Raw genomic sequence first — 18,374 nt, 5'->3', positions numbered from 1 at the left:
CCGGCGGTATCGCCGGTCCGCCGCCCGCACTTTCCCGGCGGTGTGGAACCCGCAAATGGGGGAAGCCCGAGCCGTTACGTGGCGCGGGGGTGCGACGACGGCGGGAGGGACATGGGCGCCGGGACGTTCGTGGTGGCCGCTGGCACCAGTGGGCTGGGCCTGTCGGTGGCCCGCCTGCTGGCCGCCGACCGTCAGGTGACCGTCCTCGGCGACGTGCGGGACGAGGTCCACGCGCTGCCCGAGCAGGTCGCCACGCAGGCCGTACGGCTGCTGTTGGATCCCGGCGGCCGCTACGTTCCCGGTGAGCGCGTGCTGCGCGCGGACGGGCGGTGGTGACGACGGGAGGCGACCCCGCCGAGCGTCCGGTCTCGGCGTGGGCGCCGTTGCGGACGGCCGTCTACCGCAATCTGTGGCTGGCCCTGCTCGCCGCTAACGTCGGCACCTGGATGCAGAGCGTCGGCGCCCAGTGGCTGCTCATCGACGAGCCGAACGCCGCGACGCTGGTCGCCCTGGTGCAGACCGCCAGCCTGCTGCCGGTGCTGCTGCTGGCCCTGCCGGCCGGCGCGCTGGCCGACGCCTTCGACCGCCGGCACCTGCTGATCTGGGTGCAACTCTTCCTGGTCGTCGTGGCCGTGGCGCTCACCCTGCTCACCGCGACCGGCCGGATGCCGCCGGCGCTGCTGCTCACCCTCACCTTCGCGTTCGGGGTGGGACAGGCGCTCACCCTGCCGGCCTGGACGGCGGTGATCCCGGAGCTGGTGCCGCGGGAGCAGCTCCGGGCGGCCTCCGCGCTCGGCTCCATCAGCGTGAACGTGGCCCGGGCCGTTGGACCGGCCGTGGCCGGAGTGCTGATCGCGCGGACCGGTGTCGCGCCGGTCTTCGCCGTCAACGCGGTGGCGTTTCTGATCTTCGCGCTGGCCCTGACCCGATGGCGGCCCGGCAACACGCGCGCCGTCGAGGTGCCCGAGCGGTTCACGGCCGCGCTGCGCGCCGGCGGCCGGTACGTGCGGCACTCGCCGATCGTCCGCCGGCTGCTGCGGCGCGCGCTGGTCTTCCTGGTGCCGGGCAGCGCCCTCTGGGCGCTGCTGCCGCTGGTCGCCACCCGGCGGCTGGGCCTGGACTCCAGCGGGTACGGCCTGCTCCTGGCCGTCCTGGGGGTGGGCGCTGTCCTGGGCGGGCTGCTGCTGCCGTGGATCCGTACCCGGATGTCGGCCAACCAGTTCCTGCTGGTGGCCGGCGTGCTGTTCGCCGGGACCCTGCTGGTGGTCGGCTCGGTGCGGGTCGTCCCGGTGGTGCTCCTCGCCCTGCTGCCGGCCGGGCTGGCCTGGGTGACGGTACTGGTCAACGTCAACGCCGAGATGCAACTGTTCCTGCCCGGCTGGGTGCGCGCCCGGGGTCTGGCCGTGTACCAGGTCGTCTTCGCCGGCGGCCAGGCGGTGGGGGCGTTCGTCTGGGGCCTGGTGTCGGACATGGCGGGCCTGTCGACCGCCTTCGTCGCGGCGGGCGCGCTGATGCTGCTCGGCTCGGTGACCAGTCAGATCTGGCCGCTGCCGGAGCTGCGGGGCGTCGACGGGGACCCGGCCACCTACTGGCCCCGGCTGGAGTTGGCCCACGAGCCGGATCCCCGGGTGGGTCCGGTGCTGGTGCTGGTGACCTACACCGTCCGGCCCGAACGTGGACGGCAGTTCCTGGACGCGATGGAGCTGGTCCGGGGGTCGCGGCAGCGTACCGGGGCGATGCGGTGGGGATTGTTCCGGGAGGGCGAGGCCTCGGACCGATTCGTCGAGGTCTACCTGGTGCCGTCCTGGGACGAGCATCTGCGCCAGCACGGCGGCCGATTGACGGGTGCCGACCAGGCGGCGGAGGAGCGGGCCCGGGAACTCGCCGACGGCCCACCCGAGGTGCGTCACCTGCTGCCGGCCGCCGCCGGACGGACCGGCGCCGACGACCGGGAAGCGGCCTGAACGACCCAGCCTCATACAGGTGGGCGCAGGCGGGGCCGTACACGACAGCGGGCCGGCGGCCGGGACCCGGCCACCGACCCGCCCGTCGGGCGCCGGATCAGCCCGTACCCTGCCGGTGCACGCGCCCCTCGTGCGCGACCTTGGACCGGTCGTGGTCGCGTTCGCTGCCGGACGGACCGGTCGCGGTCCGTTCGTGGCGGCGCTTGGGCGAGCGTTCGACCTCCGAGCCCTGTCGGCCGGGAGCGCCGCTGCCCGGGTGCCGCCGCCCTCGTGCCGATTCGCCGCCGGGGTCGTGTTTGTTCTCCTTGTGGCTACCCATGGGCTGCGCGTACCCGCTGAGGTCGGAGCTAGTCGCCCGCGGCGTCAGGGCTGGCACCCGCCGCGGGTGCGAAAGAACGCCTCGGTGCTCGTCCCAGTCGCGCAATGGCCGGCCCCGACGCCGATCAGGTACGCGGCCCCGGCCGGAAACTGGCGGTCGATTCGCCGATCGTCGGACTAGGCTGCGCCGGCGGATCTTGACCTGACGGGGGCGACATGTCCGGTGGCCGGATGCACGACGACGAGGTGCCGACGGACGCGGGGCGGTCTGTCGCCTGCTCGCCGCGCAGTTCCCGCGCTGGGCGGACCGGCCCGTCGAGGCGGTGCCCTCGGCCGGCACCAACAACGCGATCTACCGGCTCGGCGACGACCTGGCCGTGCGCCTGCCCCGCATCGCGGACGCGGTGGAGCAGGTCGAGTTCGAGTACGACTGGTTGCCGCGCCTCGCCCCGCACGTGCCGGTGCGGGTGCCGAAGCCGGTGGCCCTGGGCAAGCCGGGCGACGGGTATCCCTGGCCGTGGGCGGTCAACCGCTGGATCGACGGCGCGACCGCGACCGAGGCCGACGGCGGCCTGGCCGGCCTGGCCGCGGAACTGGGCGGGTTCGTCTCGGCCCTGCGCCGGGTCGACGCCACCGGCGCCCGGCCGGGTTACCGGAGCGGGCCGCTGCGGACCCGGGATGCCTACGTCCGGCAGTGGACGGCGGCGGCCCGTGGCCTCGTCGACACCGACGCGGTGCTCGCCGCCTGGGAGCAGGCGCTCGCCGTGCCCGAGTGGGACGGGCCGCCGGTCTGGACGCACGGGGACCTGCTTTCCGGCAACCTGCTGGTCGAGGGCGGGCGCCTGAGCGGTGTCATCGACTTCGGCGCGGCCGGCGCCGGCGACCCGGCGTGCGACGCGCTGCCGGCCTGGGTGCTGTTCAGCGCCGAGACCCGGGAGGTGTTCCGCACGGCGGCCGGCTTCGACGACGGGACGTGGGCCCGGGGACGTGGCTGGGCGCTGCCGTTCGTCAGTGCGCTGACCTACTACCGGGAGACGAACCCGGTGATGGCCGCCCTGGGCCGGCGGGCGGTCGAGGCGATGCTGGCCGACCTGGCGTGACAGGACCCGCGCCAGTGCGCCGAATGGTCGGCCGGCGCCCGGGAAAAGTGGTTGAAGCGCGCCCACCCGGCCGGCCTACCCTCGGCGGCGTGACCAACCGCCGCGGCCGCGAACCCGTCGACTCCTACCTGGTCTGCGCCACTCCCCGCACCGGCAGTTCGCTGCTGCTCGGGCTGCTCGCCTCCACCGGGGTCGCCGGCCGCCCGCAGGCGTACTTCCGGGTGCCGGACGAGCCGCTGTGGGTCGAGCGCTGGGGGATCACCCGCCGCCCCGACGGGAACGTCGACTACCGGGCGTACCTGGCGGCGGCGCTGGCGGCCGGGCGTACCGACAACGGCGTCTTCGGGGCGAAGCTGATGTGGGGGACGCTGGACGAGCTGGTCGACCGGCTGGCCACGGTGTACCCGGACCTCGCCGGCGCGGACCTGGCGCTGCTGGAACGCGCCTTCGGGCGTACCCGTTTCGTGTACCTGCGGCGCGACGACGTCGTCGCGCAGGCGGTGTCCTGGCTGCGCGCCGAACAGACCGGCACCTGGTACCTGGGCGGCGACGGCGAGATCAGCGGCCGCGACGGTGGCGGTGCGCCGACCTTCGACGCGGACGCCATCGGCCGGCTGGTCGAGGTGATCGGCCGGCACGACGCGGCGTGGCGGGCGTGGTTCGCCGCGTCCGGCGTCCGGCCGTACGTCGTGTCCTACGAGGACCTCGACGCGGACCTGGTCGGCGTCACCCACGCCGTCCTCGACTTCCTCGGGCTCGCGCTGCCCGCCGGGGCCGCCGTCGTACCCCGGCACCGGCGGCAGGCCGACCAGCTCAACCGGGAGTGGATCCGCCGCTACCGGGCGGTCTCGACGGGCGCCGGCACCCGCGTCGTCCGGCCGAGGTAGGTGACCGGGCCGGGCTCGGGCACCGGGATCGCGTGGAAGCCCAGCCGGTCGTAGAAGCCGCGCGCCCGCACGTTGGCGGTGACCATGCCGACGTGCAGCCCGGGCGCTCCGGCGCGGGCGGCGGCGCGCAGGAACGTCTCGACGAGCCGCCGGCCGTGACCCCGGCCCTGGTGCTCGGGCAGCAGGTCGATGTGCAGGTGGGCGGGGTAGCCGGCGAGTTCCGGCAGCAGCATCCGCTCCGGCCGGTGGTGCAGCGCGATCATCTCGTCGTCCAAGGTGGCCGGCGGGCGGGTCGGCACCGGGTACCGGTCGGCCAACCGGGGTATCCACTCCCGCCGGTAGGCCCGCACGAAGGCGGGCGTGTCCGCCGTGCCGATCACGTAGCCGACGACGACGTCGGAGTGCGTGAGCACGAACGCCAACTCCGGCTCCAGGTGCAGGTACGGCCCGGCGAAGAGGTCGGGCATCAGGTCGTCGCTGGCGTACCGGCCGCGGGCGTCGCCGCCGGCGTCGGCCGTGCGGACGCAGATGTCGTAGACCGCGTCGTGGTCGCGGTCCCGGTATTGGCGGATGGCGGTGGCGGTGCTGTCCATGCCGGGACGGTACGGGGTGGAACCGCGGGCCGGCCCGCCGGGCGGCGGGCCGGCCGGGGCGTCACCAGGCGTAGGTGACCGAGACGGTGGTGGCGGGGCAGTTGTTCGCCCAGCTGGTCAGGGCGCTCTTCTCGGCGCTGTCCACGGTGAGCCGCCAGCGGATCTTGGTGGCGACCCACTCCTTGACGTAGCGGCAGCGGGCCGAGGCGTACGGGGGCAGCCAGGTGGCCGGGTCCTGGTCGCCCTTGGCCTGGTTGACGTTGTCGGTGACGGCGGCCAGCGGGCGGCTGTCGCCCAGGTCGTTGGCGTACGCCTGGCGCCGGCTGGTGGTCCAGCTGCGCGCGCCGGAGTCCCAGGCCTCGGCGAGCGGCACCATGTGGTCGATGTCGAGGTCGCCGGTGAGGGTCCAGTACGCGTTGTCGTAGTAGGAGTACCAGCGCCCGCCGGACAGCGTGCAGCTCCCGCCGACCGTCGGCGCGGAGACGGCCTCGGCGATCAGCACCTCGTTGCGGGCGTGGCAGCCGTCGCCGTCGGCGTCGACCCAGTGGGGGAAGAGGTCGCGGTTGTAGCCGGTGCGGACTTCGGTGGCGACCGGAAGGCCGGCGACCGCGGTGGTCAGCGAGGCGGAGTAGCTGGCGGCCCAGGCGGGGTGGGCGAGGCCGAGGGTGGCGGCCAGGGCGGCGGCGAGGATGGTGGCCGTCGCGCGCAGGGTACGGGTCATGGTGCTCCGTCCAATGAGGGTGGGCGGGATCGCCTGCCGTACATATGGACAGAGAAGGCGGCCGATATCCAGATCAACTTTGTGAACGCTGGGCGACGCAGCGTCGCCGAACCGATGACAAGCTCGGCATGGCTGCCGGCCGTGCGCGGAAAGGCGCCCGTGGGGGACGCCACCCGATGCCGCTGCGAGCTGCCGGAGACCGGGCGGGCGCAACCACCCGGGCCGGCCGGCCGGCTCACTCCGCCGGCAGGAAGGCCAGCGCCAGGGTCAGCTCCAGCACCGTCGCCGGGTCGTTGAGGCGCTCGCCGTACAGCTCGCGCAGCTGACCCATCCGGTAGCGCACGGTCTGCGGGTGGACGAAGAGGTCCCCCGCGACGTCGTCGCGCCGGCCCTGGTGCAGCAGCCAGGAGCGCAGCGTCTCGGCCAGCCGCCGGGCGGTGGCCGGGGGCAGCGCCGACAGCGGTTGCAGCACCTGCGCGCGCAGGTCCGCCATAGCTTCCGGGTCGGTGCTGAGCACCAGCCGGGCCAGGTGCTGCTCGGTGTCCAGTGGCGCGCCGTCCGCCGGCCGGTCCAACCCGAGCGCCAGCGCCCGCAGCACCCGCTGGTACGACTCGGCGACCCGGGTCCACGGCCGGGCCGGCCCCACCACCGCCCGGTGCCCCTGCACCGCGCCGGTGAGCCGCCGCCGGCGCCCGCCGTGCACGTCGGGAACGAGCAGCACGGCGGACTCCTCGGCCAGCTCCACCCCGGGCAGGTCCTCGCCGCTCTCCAGGGTGTGCGGGCTGAGCATCGCGAGCACCCCGCGCAGGTTGCTGCGGGGCAGCACGGCGACGGTGAGAGTCTGCGGGGGCGGCCACTCCGCCCGCTCGGCGCTGCGGCGCAGCACCTCCTCGGGCTCGCCGGCGAGCAGCTGCTGGACCAGCCGTTCCAGGTAGCGCCGGTGCACCCGGCCGGCGCTTGCCAGCTCATCGGTGTGCCCGGCCACGCTGGCGGCGGAGAGCTCGTCGATGTAGGCGAACATCAGCTCGGCGAACTCGGCCACCCGCTCGGCGGAGAGGCCGTCGCGTACGGTGGTGGCGGAGACCTCCCGCCAGGCCACCCGGGCCCCCACCCGGTACGCGGCCAGCAGCGCGTCCATGCTCCGCCCCGACCGGGCCTCGCCGCTGCCCAGCGCGTACGCCGCTTCCAGCGCCCGGCTCAGCGGGGTGCTCGGGTCGGCGGCGTCGGCCCGCTCGATGAGCTGGAGGAACGTGCCCAGCGCGATGCGGACCGCGTTCTCGATCTTCTCGCGCATCTGCCCGGTGAGGGTGCCCGAGTAGCCGGGGACCTCGGCGGTGATCGCGGTGACCGTCCGCTCGGCCACCGCGGGGAGCTGGCCGCGCAGCCGGTCGGCCACCCGCTCGTCCAGCTCCAGGTGCGCCGCCCGGCGGCTGGTGGCCCCGGAAGGATCGGTCATGTTGTTCTCCCCGAACAAGAACCCGTGGTCAATTCACCTTAGCTGGCCAAGATGTTATGCGAACGGGCGACGACCCTGGACATATGACCACCACCGTCCCGCGTCCCCCGACGAGACTCTCCGTCCGGGACCGGCTCCTCCGGCTCGCCGAGACGGTCACCACCCCGCTGCTCCCCGAGGACTATCTCGACCTGGTCGCGCCGCTGCGCGCCGGGGCCGCGCTGCGCGGTCGCGTGGTCGCAATCGACGCCGAGACCCGTGACGCCGCCACCCTGACCATCCAGCCCGGCCGCGCCTGGCGCGGCCACACCGCCGGGCAGTACGTGCGCCTCGGCGTGGACGTCGACGGGGTACGGCAGTGGCGGGCGTACTCGGTCACCTCGGCTCCCGGGCGTCCCGACGGCCGGATCTGCGTCACCGTGAAGGCGATCCCCGACGGGAAGGTCAGCAACCACCTGGTCCGGCGCATCCGCCCGGGCGCCATCGTCCAGCTCGACCAGGCGCAGGGGGACTTCGTCCTGCCCGACCCCGCGCCGGCCCGGGTCCTCTTCCTCACCGCCGGCAGCGGCGTCACCCCGGTCATGGGCATGCTGCGCGCCGGCGCGCTCGGCCGGTCGGACGTCGTGGTCGCGCACTCCGCGCCCACCCCGGCCGACGTGGTCTTCGGCGCCGAGCTGCGGGCGCTCGCCGCGCAGGGCGCGATCCGGCTGGTCGAGCGGCACACCGACACCGACGGGCTGCTCGGCGTCGAGGAACTGGCCGGGCTGGTCCCCGACTGCATGGAGCGCGAGACCTGGGCCTGCGGCCCGGTCGGGATGCTCGACGCGGTGGAGGAGCACTGGCGGGCGGCCGGCGGGGCGCAGCGGCTGCACACCGAGCGGTTCCGGCCGACCGTGATCTCACCGGGGGAGGGCGGCACCGTCACCTTCACCCGGGCCGGTCTCAGCGTGCGGGCCGACGGCGCGACCCCCATCCTGGATGCCGGGGAGGCCGCCGGTGCGCTGATGCCGTCGGGCTGCCGGATGGGCATCTGCTACGGCTGCGTCCTCCCGCTGCGCCAGGGGGCGGTCCGCGACCTGCGCACCGGGGACATCACCACGGCCGTCCCCGGCGACGGCGTACTCATCCAGACCTGCGTGTCGGCGGCGGCCGGTACCTGCGACATCGATCTGTAGACAGGAGGCCGGACGTGACCGCGATCCAGAAGAAGCCGGACAACCCGATCGCCCACCTCAGTGCCGAGGACATCGAGATCCTGGGCAAGGAGCTCGACGCCATCCGGGACCGGGTGATCGCCGAGCGCGGCGAGTCCGACGCCCGGTACATCCGCAAGGTCATCAAGACCCAGCGGACGCTGGAGATCAGCAGCCGCGCGGTGCTGCTCTTCTCGCTCTTCCCGCCGGCGTGGGTGGTCGGCACCGCCGGCCTGGCGGTGGCCAAGATACTGGAGAACATGGAGATCGGCCACAACATCCTGCACGGCCAGTACGACTTCATGCGCGATCCGAAGATCCACTCCACCACCTGGGAGTGGGACCACGTCTCCCCGGCCGACCAGTGGAAGCACTCGCACAACCAGCTGCACCACACGTACACCAACGTGCTCGGCAAGGACAACGACCTCGGGTACGGGATCATGCGCGTCGACGAGGACCAGAAGTGGCACCCGATGCACCTCGGCCAGCCGCTGTGGAACTTCGTCAACGCCTGCTTCTTCGAGTACGGCATCGCCGCGTACGACCTGGAGCTCGGCCGCAACCTGCAGAAGGACCGGCGCAAGGCCCCGGAGTTCCGGGCCCGGGCCCGTGCCGTCGGCCGCAAGATCCGCCGTCAGGTGCTCAAGGACTACATCGTGCACCCGCTGCTGTCCGGCCCGTCCTTCCTCAGCACCCTGGCCGCCACCTTCACCGCGAACCTGATCCGCAACCTGTGGAGCCACTCGGTGATCATGTGCGGGCACTTCCCGAACGGCGTGGAGACCTTCGAGAAGACCAGCATCGAGGGCGAGACGCGCGGCGAGTGGTACCTGCGGCAGATGCTCGGTTCGGCCAACATCAGCGGCAGCCGGCTGATGCACATCATGACCGGCAACCTGTCGTTCCAGATCGAGCACCACCTCTTCCCCGACCTGCCGAGCAAGCGCTACCAGGAGATCGCCCCGCAGGTCCGGGCGCTCTTCGACCGGTACGGGCTGAAGTACACCACCGGCCCGCTACCCAAGCAGGTCGCCTCGGCCTGGTGGAAGGTCATCCGGCTGTCGCTGCCCAACCGGACCCCGGCCGCGCCGAAGCCGGCCGACGACCTGTCGACGCGTACCCTCGCCCCTTCGGGGGCCTGAGCACCCGCGACGGCGCCGCCGAACCACCCGGAATCGCGGTGGCCGGCGGCGCCGTCGTCGCGGTACGGTCGGGCCATGCAGATCAGGCGCACCACCGCCGCGGCCGCGCGAGCTTCCCGCTCGCCGGTTGCCGCCGCCTGATCACCTGACACGCCGGCGACCGGAAACGGTCCGCCGGCGTTCGCGCGTCTGCACCCCCGCGTCCGCGCGGCGGGCCGTACCGGTCGCACCCTCACCGGAAGGCCCGCGCCATGACACCCGAGCAGATCGTCCGCACCTTCGTCGACCACTTCCACCGGCGGGGCCACCGGTCCGCGCCGGAGAGCCCGCTGATCCCACCGCCGGGCGATCCGGTTCTCTTCACCACCTCCGGGATGCACCCGCTGACGCCCTACCTCGCGGGCCGTCCCCACCCGTCCGGCCGGCGCCTGGTCAACGTGCAGCGCTGCCTGCGCACCACCGACCTGGACGAGGTGGGCGACCCGACCCACCTGACCGTCTTCGACATGCTCGGCACCTGGTCGCTCGGCGACTACGGCATCGGGCCGAGCCTGCGCTGGGGCTACGAGCTGCTCACCGACGGCTTCGGCGTCGACCCGGGCCGGCTGCACGCCACCGTCTTCGGCGGCGACGACCAGGTCGGCCCCGACGAGACCGCGCTGGCGACGTGGACCGAGCTCGGCGTGCCGGTGGAGCTGACCCGCGCGGAGAACTGGTGGTCCAACGGCCCCACCGGGCCGTGCGGGCCGGACTCGGAGATCTTCGTCTGGACCGGCGACGGCCCGCCCACCGGCACCCCGGGCGGCGACGACCGGTGGATGGAGGTCTGGAACCACGTACGGATGCGCTACCACCGGCACGACGACGGCCGGCTGGAGCCGCTGCCACAGCCCAACATCGACACCGGGATGGGCCTGGAGCGGCTGGAGATGGTGCTGCGCGGCGGCCGGTCGGTCTTCGAGTGCGCCGGCCTGACCCCCTGGGTCGAGGCGGTCCGCGACCGGTGGCCGCTGGACGAGACGGCGCACCGGATCGCCTGCGACCACCTGCGCTCCGCGGTCGTGGTGCTCGGCGACGGCGTCCGGCCCGCCAACACCGGCCGGGGCTACGTGCTGCGCCGGCTGGTCCGGCGGGCGCTGACCACGCTGTGGCGCGACGATGAGTCCCGGACCCTCGCCGAGCTGCCCGATCAGCCGTACGTGGACACCCTGCGCCGGTTCCGCCAGCGCGGCGACGTCGGGCCGCTGCGCCAGGTGCTGGTCGACGAGGAACGGCGCTTCCGCGCCCTGCTGCGGCGGGGGCGGCCGGTGGTCGAGCGGTGCCGGTCCCGGGGGCCGCTGACCGACACCGACTACGCGTGGCTGCACGACACCCACGGACTGCCCCGCGAGCTGGTCGACGGGCCGCTCGGCGAGGCGGGCTGACCCGGGCGCGGACCCGACGGGATGGATTGCGGGCGCCGCCAGCTGGGTATCCGCTGTGGACCGCCGCCGGACGGCCGGCGGCGGTCCGCCCTCGGGGGAGGTGTCCGGTGACCGTCCGCGCCTCGGCGAGCGTGCTCGCCCTCCTGCTCACCCTGACCGGCTGCGGCGTGGCACGGGACCTCGCGACCGGCGACGCCGCGACCCCGTCCGGGCCGTCCGCGCCCGACGAGCTGCGCCAGGCGGCGCAGGCGTTGGACCGGGGCCCCTACAGCTTCCAGTTCCGCACGCCCACCACCATCGGCGCCGGCGCGGTCGACGGGCGCGACGGCTGGCTGCGGATCAGGGTGGTCGGCGGCGAGGTCGCCAAGGCCCGGGTGACCTTCGAGGTGCTGCACCGGGACGGCCAGCACCTGGTCCGCAGCAACCCGCTGACCGAGGACCGGTGGACCCGGCTGGACATGACGAAGGTGAATCCGGCACGGCGGGCCGCGCTGGTGCGGTTCGGCGACCCGGCCCACGCCGAGGACCTGCTCGCCGGGGTCGGCACCGCCGAGCGCAACGGCGAGCGTGGCTATCGGGGCACGTTGGACCTGACCCGGGCGACCGAACCGGGCGCCAGCCGCCTCATCGACGACGAGCACCTCCGGTCGCTCACTCCCGAGCAGACCGGGACGGTGCCGTTCGAGGCGACGGTGGACTCCCAACGGCGGCTGCTGGGCCTGCGTTTCACCCTGCCGGCCGCCGGGGGCCGACCGGAGCAGCCGTCCGAGATCAGCTACTCGGGGCACGGCTTCAAGCCGGACCTCGGCGCGCCGTTCGACGGAAAGATCGGCCCGGCGCCGGCGGAGGTCTACGAGTTCGTCAACAGCTGACCTCGTCCACCTCGATCATCTCGGTGGCGGGACCGGTGGCCTAGCCGAGCAGCAGGTACGTCGGCACCCCGACCAGCACGCCGGCCACGCCGCCGGCGAGCACCTGAGCGGCGGTGTGGTCACCCAGCCGCACCCGGGACCAGCCGATCAGGGCCACCAGGCCGAACGCCACCAGCAGCGCCGGCCCGAAGACGACCACCAGCACCCCGACCGCCCCGGCGGCGACGGCCGCGTGCGCGCTGAGCTTCCAGACCTGGTTGACCGCGGTGACCACGAGCAGCACCGCGAACATCACCACCACCATCGCCACCAGCGCCCGGGGCGCCCCGAGCAGCACCAGCGCCGCGATGCCCGCCAGCACCGACAGCAGGCCGCCGACCAGCGGCGCGCGCCGCTGCTCGCGTACCCCGATGTGGTGGTCGGTGAGCCGGCCGCGCCGAACCCCGAGCCAGATGATCCCGTACGGCACCACCGCGCTGAACAGCATCGCCAGCAGCGCCCAGCCGAGGCCGGTCAGCCAGGCCGGCGCGGTGGAGTGCAGCGCCACGACCACCGGCATCGCCGCCGCCCACACGGCCGGGGCGAACACCTCGGTGACGATCCGCGCGACGTTGGGGCCGGCGGGCGCGACGACCCTGGTCTCACTGGACACGCTGTTTCCTCTCGCTGTCGTCGGTGCCGGTCGCCGGGCCCAGCCCGGCCCGTAACCGGGCGACCTTCGGGGAACGGTAGGCCCTCGCCACCCGGACGAGCCAGGCGACCTGCTCCGCGGCCTCCCCGCCGTCGGCACCCCCGGCGGGCAGGTCGGGCAGCTCCTCGTGGTCGGCGGCCGGCGGCGCCCCGGCGGCCCGCGCCTCCAGCGCGGCGGCCAGCACGGTCGCCTCGGTGGCGGCGGCGAGCCGCGCACCGCTCCAGCCGGCCCGGCGGCCGGCCGCCTCGGCGGCGCGCAGCAGCGCGGCCGACATCCAGGGCCGCAGGGTGGCGTACCCGTCGAGGATCTCCACGGTGGCGCGGACCCGGCGCAGGTACGGGTCGCGCAGCACCGCCAGCAGCCCGGCAGGTCCGCGCGGCTCGGGCAGCAGCGCGATCTCCGGCAGCACCCGGTGCACCGCCGCCTGGAGCGGACGCAGCCGGTGATGGTCGACGACGGCCCCCAGCCGCGCGCCGAGCCGGTCGAGACCGACCAGCGGCCCCCAGGACGGCAGCGTCGAGCCGATCAGGATGAGCAGGATGGAGACGGTGAAGCTGAACACCACCACCGCGTCGGAGACGAGCGCGGAGCCGGGCCAGAGCGCGCCGGCGGCCACCGCGGTCAGCTTGCCCAGCACGTAGACCAGGCCCCAGGCCGCGCCCGCCACGATCAGTCGCAGGCCGAGGCGGAGCAGCGGCCGGCCGGCCTGCCGCGCGTACCGGTGGGCCAGGGCCACCACCTGGGTCATCGACCAACCCAGGTAGGCCAGGTAGACGTAGAGGAAGGGGGCGTCGAACGGGTCGCCGTAGTACCGGCCGCTGGCCACCCGCGGGTCGTCCAGGGCCGTCCGCGCCGGGGTCAGCGCGAAGAGCACCCCGATCGCGGCGATGCTGACCAGCAGCGCGACGGTACGGCGGCGGACCCGACGGCGGGTGCGCTCGTCGTCCCCGGTCATGTGCAGCAGGAAGGCCTGCGCGGCGGTGGCCGAGACCAGGGTGAGGCAGTTGGACAGCAGCCGGGCCAGGTCGAGCACGCCGAGCGCCCGGTCCAGGGCCGGCATGAACGGCTGGATGGTCAGCGACACCGTGATGCCGACCAGGGCCAGGCAGAGCGCCCGCAGCGGCCGGTAGCCCGGGTTGCGGGCCACGTCGCGCAGCTTGTAGAGGCTCATCACCCAGCAGATCAGCGTCACGCCGATCATCAGGTCACGGACGAGGCTGATCACGGGTGGCGGCGTCCTTCGAGGGCGGCGGCGAGCCGGTCGGCGAGGGCGATGTCGGCCGGGGCGGTGACCGGCATCTCCGACCAGCTCTCCGCGCGCTGCACGGCGAGGCTGCCGAAGATCTCCGCCCGCCGCTCCTGCGGCACGTCGTACGAACTGCGGGCCAGCGGCGCCGGCGCGGCGGCGGCCCGGTCCAGCTCGGACGCCGGGGAGGCGTCGTCGAAGAGGGCATGGCCGTACTCGTGCCCGATGATCAGGCGCTGGCGCACCGGGCTGGCGTTGGCGGCGTAGAAGATGTAGTCGGCGTGCTCGCCGGCCACCCAGAGCCCGTGCGGCGCCAGCGCGGGCAGCTCGCGCGGAATGAGGTGCACCGGCCGGCCGCGGCGCCGTTCCACCCGCTCGTGCAGCTCGCCGAAGGTGAAGCCGCCGGTCAGTCCGAGCGCGTCCAGGGCCTGCTCGGACTGGCGGCGCAACTGCCGGAGCTGGTCCTCGCCCGCCGCGCGTCGTCGCCGGATCATCGGGCCCGCGCCGGGTGCTGGGCGGACCCGTCCCGCAGTGCCGGCAGCCGGATCCAGCCACCGCCGGTGGCCCGCTCCGTCCTCACCTCGCCTCCGCCGGGCGCTCGCCTGAGCGGCGGGCGCGGGCCGCAGCCTCCAGGCGTTCCACCTGCTCGATCATGGCCACCACGGCGGCGTGGCCCTCGGGGGAGAGCCGGGCGTCGGCCAGCCGCATGGCCACCTGCTTGATGTGCGGGTTGGCCAGGGCGTGCGCGAGGTCGCGCCCACCGTCCACGTCGTCCGGACCGGGGGCGAAGAAGCGCGACGGCTGGCCGAAGAAGGCGGCGATGGCGTCCACCACCGACTGCCGCGGATCCGGCGCGCGCCCCTGCCGCAGGTTGCTCAGGTGGGTGTGCGAAATCCGGCAGCCGCGCCGGGTCAGCTCCTGGGCCACGTGCCGAACGCTGTACGGCCGGCCCTGCGGGTCGGTCACCGTCCGGAAGAGCCAGTCCAGGCGGGCGGCGAAGGAGTCGTCGTGCGGCTCGGTGACCTGGGGCAAGGGGACTCCTCCGCACACGCGCGATGACACCGGCCGGGACGGTGGCACCGACTGTTGACGCCGCTACCGCGAGTATGTATAGCATTACCACCCCTGGCACGGGGAGTGGACACTTTGGTGTGATCGTGGCACCGCCCAATGCCAGGGGCGTCCTGGCAGGTTCGACGGGAGCGCGCAGCCATGCGCCATCGGGGGTCCGTCGGAATCGCCACGGGACGCGGGCGGCCGGGCTCGGGCCCGGGCCGCCGCAGGGGTGCGGTACGCGGTGCCGCACCCCTGCCCACGACGTCCGCCTGGTGGCAGCCGAGGTGACCGGGTGTCAGACTTGCCGGCGGGGGACCCCAGCGGCGAGGGACGTGGACGCATGACGGGACACGGGTACGCACTCCGGCCGGACACCGAGACCGTGACGCTGCTCGGCGCCCGGGTGACCCTCGTCGACCCGGCCGCCCTGCTCGCGGCGGCCGCCGCCGGTCCCGTCGCGCTGCTGGCCGACGCCACCTTTCCCGACCCGGTGCGCCGGGTGCGGTTCACCGTGCGCGTCGAGGCGGGGGAGCACCGGTTCGACGCCTCGGTACGGGCCGGCGTGCCGGCCACGGCGGTGGGTCTGCTCGCGCTCGGCCTGGCCGGCCCGGCGGGGATGCTGCTGGCCCAGAAGCTGGCCGCCGGCGATCCCCGCGCCGACCGGGTGGCCGCCGCCGCCGGCCGGGTGGCCGCCGGGGCGTCCCGCCGGCTCGGGTTCCGCCCGCCCGCGCCCGCCGCGCCGCCACCCGACGCCGCCGGGGCGGCCGTGCTCGACCGCGCCCGCGAGCTGGGGCTGCGCCCCGAGATCAGCCACCACACCGAGCCCGGCGGGCGGCTGGTCACCGTGCGCGGCGCGACGCCCAGCGCCGACGTCACCCCGGCGCACCTGACGGCGATGGTCGCCCTGGTCCTCCAGGCCGTCCGCGAACTGGCCGGCGACACCCCCGAACCGGCGGTGCTGCGCGGCCGGGCGTACACCCTCGGGGTCCGGGGGGAGCCGGCCGGGACGCCGCCGGGCAGCGCGGCGGTGACCCTCGACCAGGTCGGCGGCCTCGACGAGGTGGTGGCCCGGTTCCGGGAGATCGCCGTGTCGTTCCGGCACCCTCAGGTGATGGCCCGCTGGGGCGCGCGCCGCCCGCAGGGCATCCTGCTGTACGGCCCGCCCGGCACCGGCAAGACCATGCTGGCCCGCGCGCTGGCCAACGAAATCGGCGCGGACTTTCGGGAGATCCGCACCCCGGAGATCCTCGACAAGTACCTCGGCGGCTCCGAGCGCAACATCAAGCAGATCTTCCGCGAGGCGCGCGGCTACCGGCAGCCCACGGTGATGCTCTTCGACGAGTTCGACAGCATCATCAGCTACGCCGGCGCGGGCGGGGACGCCGCCAGCCAGGCCGTCAACGCGGTCGCCGGCATCTTCAAGCAGGAGATGAACACCCTCATCGAGGAGAACCCGGACGTCATCGTGGTGGCCACCACGAACTTCCCGCACCGGGTCGACGCCTCGCTGACCCGCTCCGGGCGCTTCGACGTCAAGCTGGCCATCCCGGCGCCCGACGAGAGCGGCCGCGCCGAGATCATCGCCAAGATGGTCCGCGAGCTGATCGACCGGCACGAGCGCCCCGGCTTCCGGATGTTCGCCGACGACGTCGACCCGCGCGGGCTGGCCGCGCTCACCGCGGGACTCACCGGCGCGGACCTCCGCGAGGTGCTGCGCCGGGTGCAACTCGCCAAAGCGATGCGCGAGGCCACGGAAGGTGCGCCGGCCGGCCCGATCAGCCAGGATGACCTGCGTGACGCCATCGCCGGGCTGCGGCTCGGTTGAGGCGTACGACGGAAGGAGATCCGTGTCGTCCACCCTGCTGTCCCGTCGTGACCTGCGCTTCCTGCTCTACGAGTGGCTGGACGCGCCCAGGCTGACCGAGCGCCCCCGCTACGCGGAGCACTCCCGGGAGACCTTCGACGACGTGCTCGACCTGGCCGAACGGGTGGCCGCCGAGCACTTCGCCCCGCACAACCGGGCCGCGGACACCAGCGAACCCGTCGTCGACGGTGGGCGGGTGCGCATGATCCCCCAGGTCAAGGCCGCGCTGGAGGTCTTCGCCGGCACCGGACTGCTCGGCGCGAGCATGGACGAGAGCGTCGGCGGGCTGCAGCTGCCGCACGTCGTCTCCGCCGCCGCGTTCGGCTTCCTCCAGGCCGCGAACGTGAGCACCGCGGCGTACCCGTTCCTGACCCTGGGCAACGCCAACCTGCTGCTCGCCCACGGCAGCGCCGCCCAGGTCGACACCTTCGTCCGGCCGATGGTCGAGGGCCGCTTCTTCGGCACCATGTGCCTGTCGGAGCCGCAGGCCGGCAGCTCGCTGGCCGACATCACCACCCGGGCCGAACCACAGGACGACGGCAGCCACCGGCTCTTCGGCACCAAGATGTGGATCTCCGGGGGAGACCACGAACTCGCCGAGAACATCGTCCACCTGGTGCTCGCCCGGATCCCCGGCGGCCCGGCCGGGGTGAAGGGCATCTCGCTGTTCATCGTGCCGAAGGTGCTGGTCGGCCCCGACGGCACGCTCGGCGCCCGCAACGACGTGGTGCTGGTCGGCCTCAACCACAAGATGGGGTACCGGGGGACCACCAACACCCTGCTCAACTTCGGCGAGGGCGTGCACCGGCCGGACGGTCGCCCCGGGGCGGTCGGCTACCTGGTGGGGGAGCCCCACCAGGGCCTGGCCCAGATGTTCCACATGATGAACGAGGCGCGCATCGGCGTCGGGGCCGGCGCGACCGCGCTCGGCTACACCGGCTACCTGAAGTCCCTGGCGTACGCCCGCCAGCGCCCGCAGGGCCGGCCGCTCGCCGACAAGGATCCGACGGTGCCGCAGGTGCCGATCGTCGCGCACCCCGACGTGCGCCGGATGCTGCTGGCCCAGAAGAGCTACGTGGAGGGCGCCCTCGCGCTGGTGCTCTACTGCGGGCGGCTGCTGGACGAGGAGAAGACCGCCCCCGACCCGGCCGACCGGGCCCGGGCGCACCTGCTGCTGGACATGCTCACCCCGATCGCCAAGAGCTGGCCGTCGCAGTGGTGCCTGACCGCCAACGACCTGGCCATCCAGGTGCACGGCGGCTACGGCTACACCCGCGACTACGACGTCGAGCAGCACTGGCGGGACAACCGGCTCAACCCGATCCACGAGGGTACGCACGGCATCCAGGCGCTGGACCTGCTCGGGCGCAAAGCGACCATGGACGGCGGAGCGGGGCTGTCCCTGCTGCTGGAGACGATCTCCGCGACGGTGAGCCGGGCCTGGAAGGCCGACGGGGAGGCCGCCGAGCTGGCCGCCCAGCTCGGCGCCGCAGTCGACCGGATCGCCGGCACCACCCGCCGGCTGTGGGCCACCGGTGACCCCGCGCTCGCCCTGGCCAACGCCAGCCTCTACCTGGAGGCCGTCGGGCACGTGGTGGTCGCCTGGATGTGGCTGGAGCAGCTGCTCGCCGTCGACACCGCGACCGGCGCGGCGGCCGGCGGTACGGCGGCCGGCGGCGGCGACGCGGACGCCGCCTTCTACGCCGGCAAGCGGCAGGCGGCGCGGTACTTCTTCCGCTTCGAGCTGCCCCGCACCACCGCCCGGTTCGACCTGCTGGACGGCCTCGACCGGACCACTCTGGACATGCGCGACGAGTGGTTCTGAGCGGCAGCTGTCCGTGGCC

17 protein-coding genes are annotated in these 18,374 nt (G+C 74.3%); 10 read left to right on the top strand and 7 right to left on the bottom strand.

All coding sequences use genetic code 11. The features are described from left to right. Positions 1–111 precede the first annotated feature (111 nt). The 4 genes from ACTMS9_RS27525 to ACTMS9_RS27510 all read left to right on the top strand — a co-directional run bounded on the left by ACTMS9_RS27525 (position 112) and on the right by ACTMS9_RS27510 (position 4,269). Positions 112–336, top strand: coding sequence for a hypothetical protein (locus tag ACTMS9_RS27525; protein WP_441166358.1), 225 nt, complete (start codon positions 112–114; stop codon positions 334–336). Then, on the top strand, positions 330–1,964 hold the full coding sequence (locus ACTMS9_RS27520; protein WP_441166357.1) for an MFS transporter: 1,635 nt from the start codon (positions 330–332) through the stop codon (positions 1,962–1,964). Before ACTMS9_RS27525 ends, ACTMS9_RS27520 begins: the two co-directional genes overlap by 7 nt. A gap of 641 nt (positions 1,965–2,605) precedes the next feature. Then, the gene (locus ACTMS9_RS27515; RefSeq protein WP_441166356.1) at positions 2,606–3,382 is read left to right on the top strand and encodes an aminoglycoside phosphotransferase family protein; all 777 of its coding nucleotides are present in this window, start codon (positions 2,606–2,608) and stop codon (positions 3,380–3,382) included. Between the two features lie 89 nt (positions 3,383–3,471). Then, entirely contained in the window at positions 3,472–4,269 is a 798-nt protein-coding gene (locus ACTMS9_RS27510; RefSeq protein WP_441148317.1) for a Stf0 family sulfotransferase, read from the top strand. On the opposite strand, the gene ACTMS9_RS27505 is transcribed toward ACTMS9_RS27510, so the two are convergent. From ACTMS9_RS27505 to ACTMS9_RS27495, 3 genes are all read right to left on the bottom strand, one after another. Then, positions 4,218–4,862: a GNAT family N-acetyltransferase gene (locus ACTMS9_RS27505; RefSeq protein WP_441166355.1), complete on the bottom strand. Its 645-nt coding sequence runs from the start codon at positions 4,860–4,862 to the stop codon at positions 4,218–4,220. The genes ACTMS9_RS27510 and ACTMS9_RS27505 overlap by 52 nt on opposite strands. A gap of 61 nt (positions 4,863–4,923) precedes the next feature. After that, positions 4,924–5,583 carry an HNH endonuclease family protein gene (locus ACTMS9_RS27500; protein WP_441148315.1) on the bottom strand — a complete coding sequence of 220 codons (660 nt, stop codon included), beginning with the start codon at positions 5,581–5,583 and terminating at the stop codon, positions 4,924–4,926. Between the two features lie 235 nt (positions 5,584–5,818). After that, positions 5,819–7,039 (bottom strand): PucR family transcriptional regulator, encoded by a 1,221-nt coding sequence (locus ACTMS9_RS27495; protein ID WP_441166354.1) that lies wholly within the window; start codon positions 7,037–7,039, stop codon positions 5,819–5,821. Between the two features lie 83 nt (positions 7,040–7,122). Here ACTMS9_RS27495 and ACTMS9_RS27490 point away from each other — a divergent pair, with 83 nt between their 5' ends. The 4 genes from ACTMS9_RS27490 (at position 7,123) to ACTMS9_RS27475 (ending at position 11,673) form a co-directional block, all read left to right on the top strand. Continuing rightward, entirely contained in the window at positions 7,123–8,214 is a 1,092-nt protein-coding gene (locus ACTMS9_RS27490; RefSeq protein ID WP_441166353.1) for a ferredoxin reductase, read from the top strand. Between the two features lie 14 nt (positions 8,215–8,228). Continuing rightward, a complete protein-coding gene (locus ACTMS9_RS27485) occupies positions 8,229–9,377 on the top strand; it encodes a fatty acid desaturase family protein (protein WP_441148312.1) in 1,149 nt (382 codons plus the stop codon). 251 nt (positions 9,378–9,628) lie between these two features. Continuing rightward, positions 9,629–10,801, top strand: a complete 1,173-nt coding sequence (locus ACTMS9_RS27480) for an alanine--tRNA ligase-related protein (protein ID WP_441166352.1) — start codon at positions 9,629–9,631, stop codon at positions 10,799–10,801. Positions 10,802–10,908: 107 nt separating this feature from the next. Beyond that, positions 10,909–11,673 (top strand): hypothetical protein, encoded by a 765-nt coding sequence (locus ACTMS9_RS27475; protein ID WP_441166351.1) that lies wholly within the window; start codon positions 10,909–10,911, stop codon positions 11,671–11,673. A gap of 40 nt (positions 11,674–11,713) precedes the next feature. Here ACTMS9_RS27475 and ACTMS9_RS27470 read toward each other — a convergent pair whose 3' ends face one another. The 4 genes from ACTMS9_RS27470 to ACTMS9_RS27455 all read right to left on the bottom strand — a co-directional run bounded on the left by ACTMS9_RS27470 (position 11,714) and on the right by ACTMS9_RS27455 (position 14,642). Further along, positions 11,714–12,232 (bottom strand): hypothetical protein, encoded by a 519-nt coding sequence (locus ACTMS9_RS27470; RefSeq protein WP_441166378.1) that lies wholly within the window; start codon positions 12,230–12,232, stop codon positions 11,714–11,716. Between the two features lie 82 nt (positions 12,233–12,314). Beyond that, positions 12,315–13,589, bottom strand: a complete 1,275-nt coding sequence (locus ACTMS9_RS27465; RefSeq protein WP_441166350.1) for an MAB_1171c family putative transporter — start codon at positions 13,587–13,589, stop codon at positions 12,315–12,317. Then, positions 13,586–14,104 carry an ImmA/IrrE family metallo-endopeptidase gene (locus tag ACTMS9_RS27460; RefSeq protein WP_441148308.1) on the bottom strand — a complete coding sequence of 173 codons (519 nt, stop codon included), beginning with the start codon at positions 14,102–14,104 and terminating at the stop codon, positions 13,586–13,588. The genes ACTMS9_RS27465 and ACTMS9_RS27460 overlap by 4 nt, the downstream gene beginning before the upstream one ends. Positions 14,105–14,186: 82 nt before the next feature. Then, a complete protein-coding gene (locus tag ACTMS9_RS27455) occupies positions 14,187–14,642 on the bottom strand; it encodes a hypothetical protein (protein WP_280837720.1) in 456 nt (151 codons plus the stop codon). Between the two features lie 364 nt (positions 14,643–15,006). On the opposite strand from ACTMS9_RS27455, the gene ACTMS9_RS27450 reads away from it, so the two are divergent. Then, positions 15,007–16,491, top strand: coding sequence for an ATP-binding protein (locus ACTMS9_RS27450; RefSeq protein WP_441148307.1), 1,485 nt, complete (start codon positions 15,007–15,009; stop codon positions 16,489–16,491). Beyond that, a complete protein-coding gene (locus ACTMS9_RS27445; protein ID WP_441148306.1) occupies positions 16,451–18,355 on the top strand; it encodes an acyl-CoA dehydrogenase in 1,905 nt (634 codons plus the stop codon). Before ACTMS9_RS27450 ends, ACTMS9_RS27445 begins: the two co-directional genes overlap by 41 nt. The last annotated feature ends 19 nt before the right edge of the window (positions 18,356–18,374 follow it).

Source organism: Micromonospora sp. L31, assembly GCF_052068075.1.
Classification (GTDB): domain Bacteria; phylum Actinomycetota; class Actinomycetes; order Mycobacteriales; family Micromonosporaceae; genus Micromonospora; species Micromonospora purpureochromogenes.
This window is presented reverse-complemented; position numbering and strand designations above follow the sequence as displayed.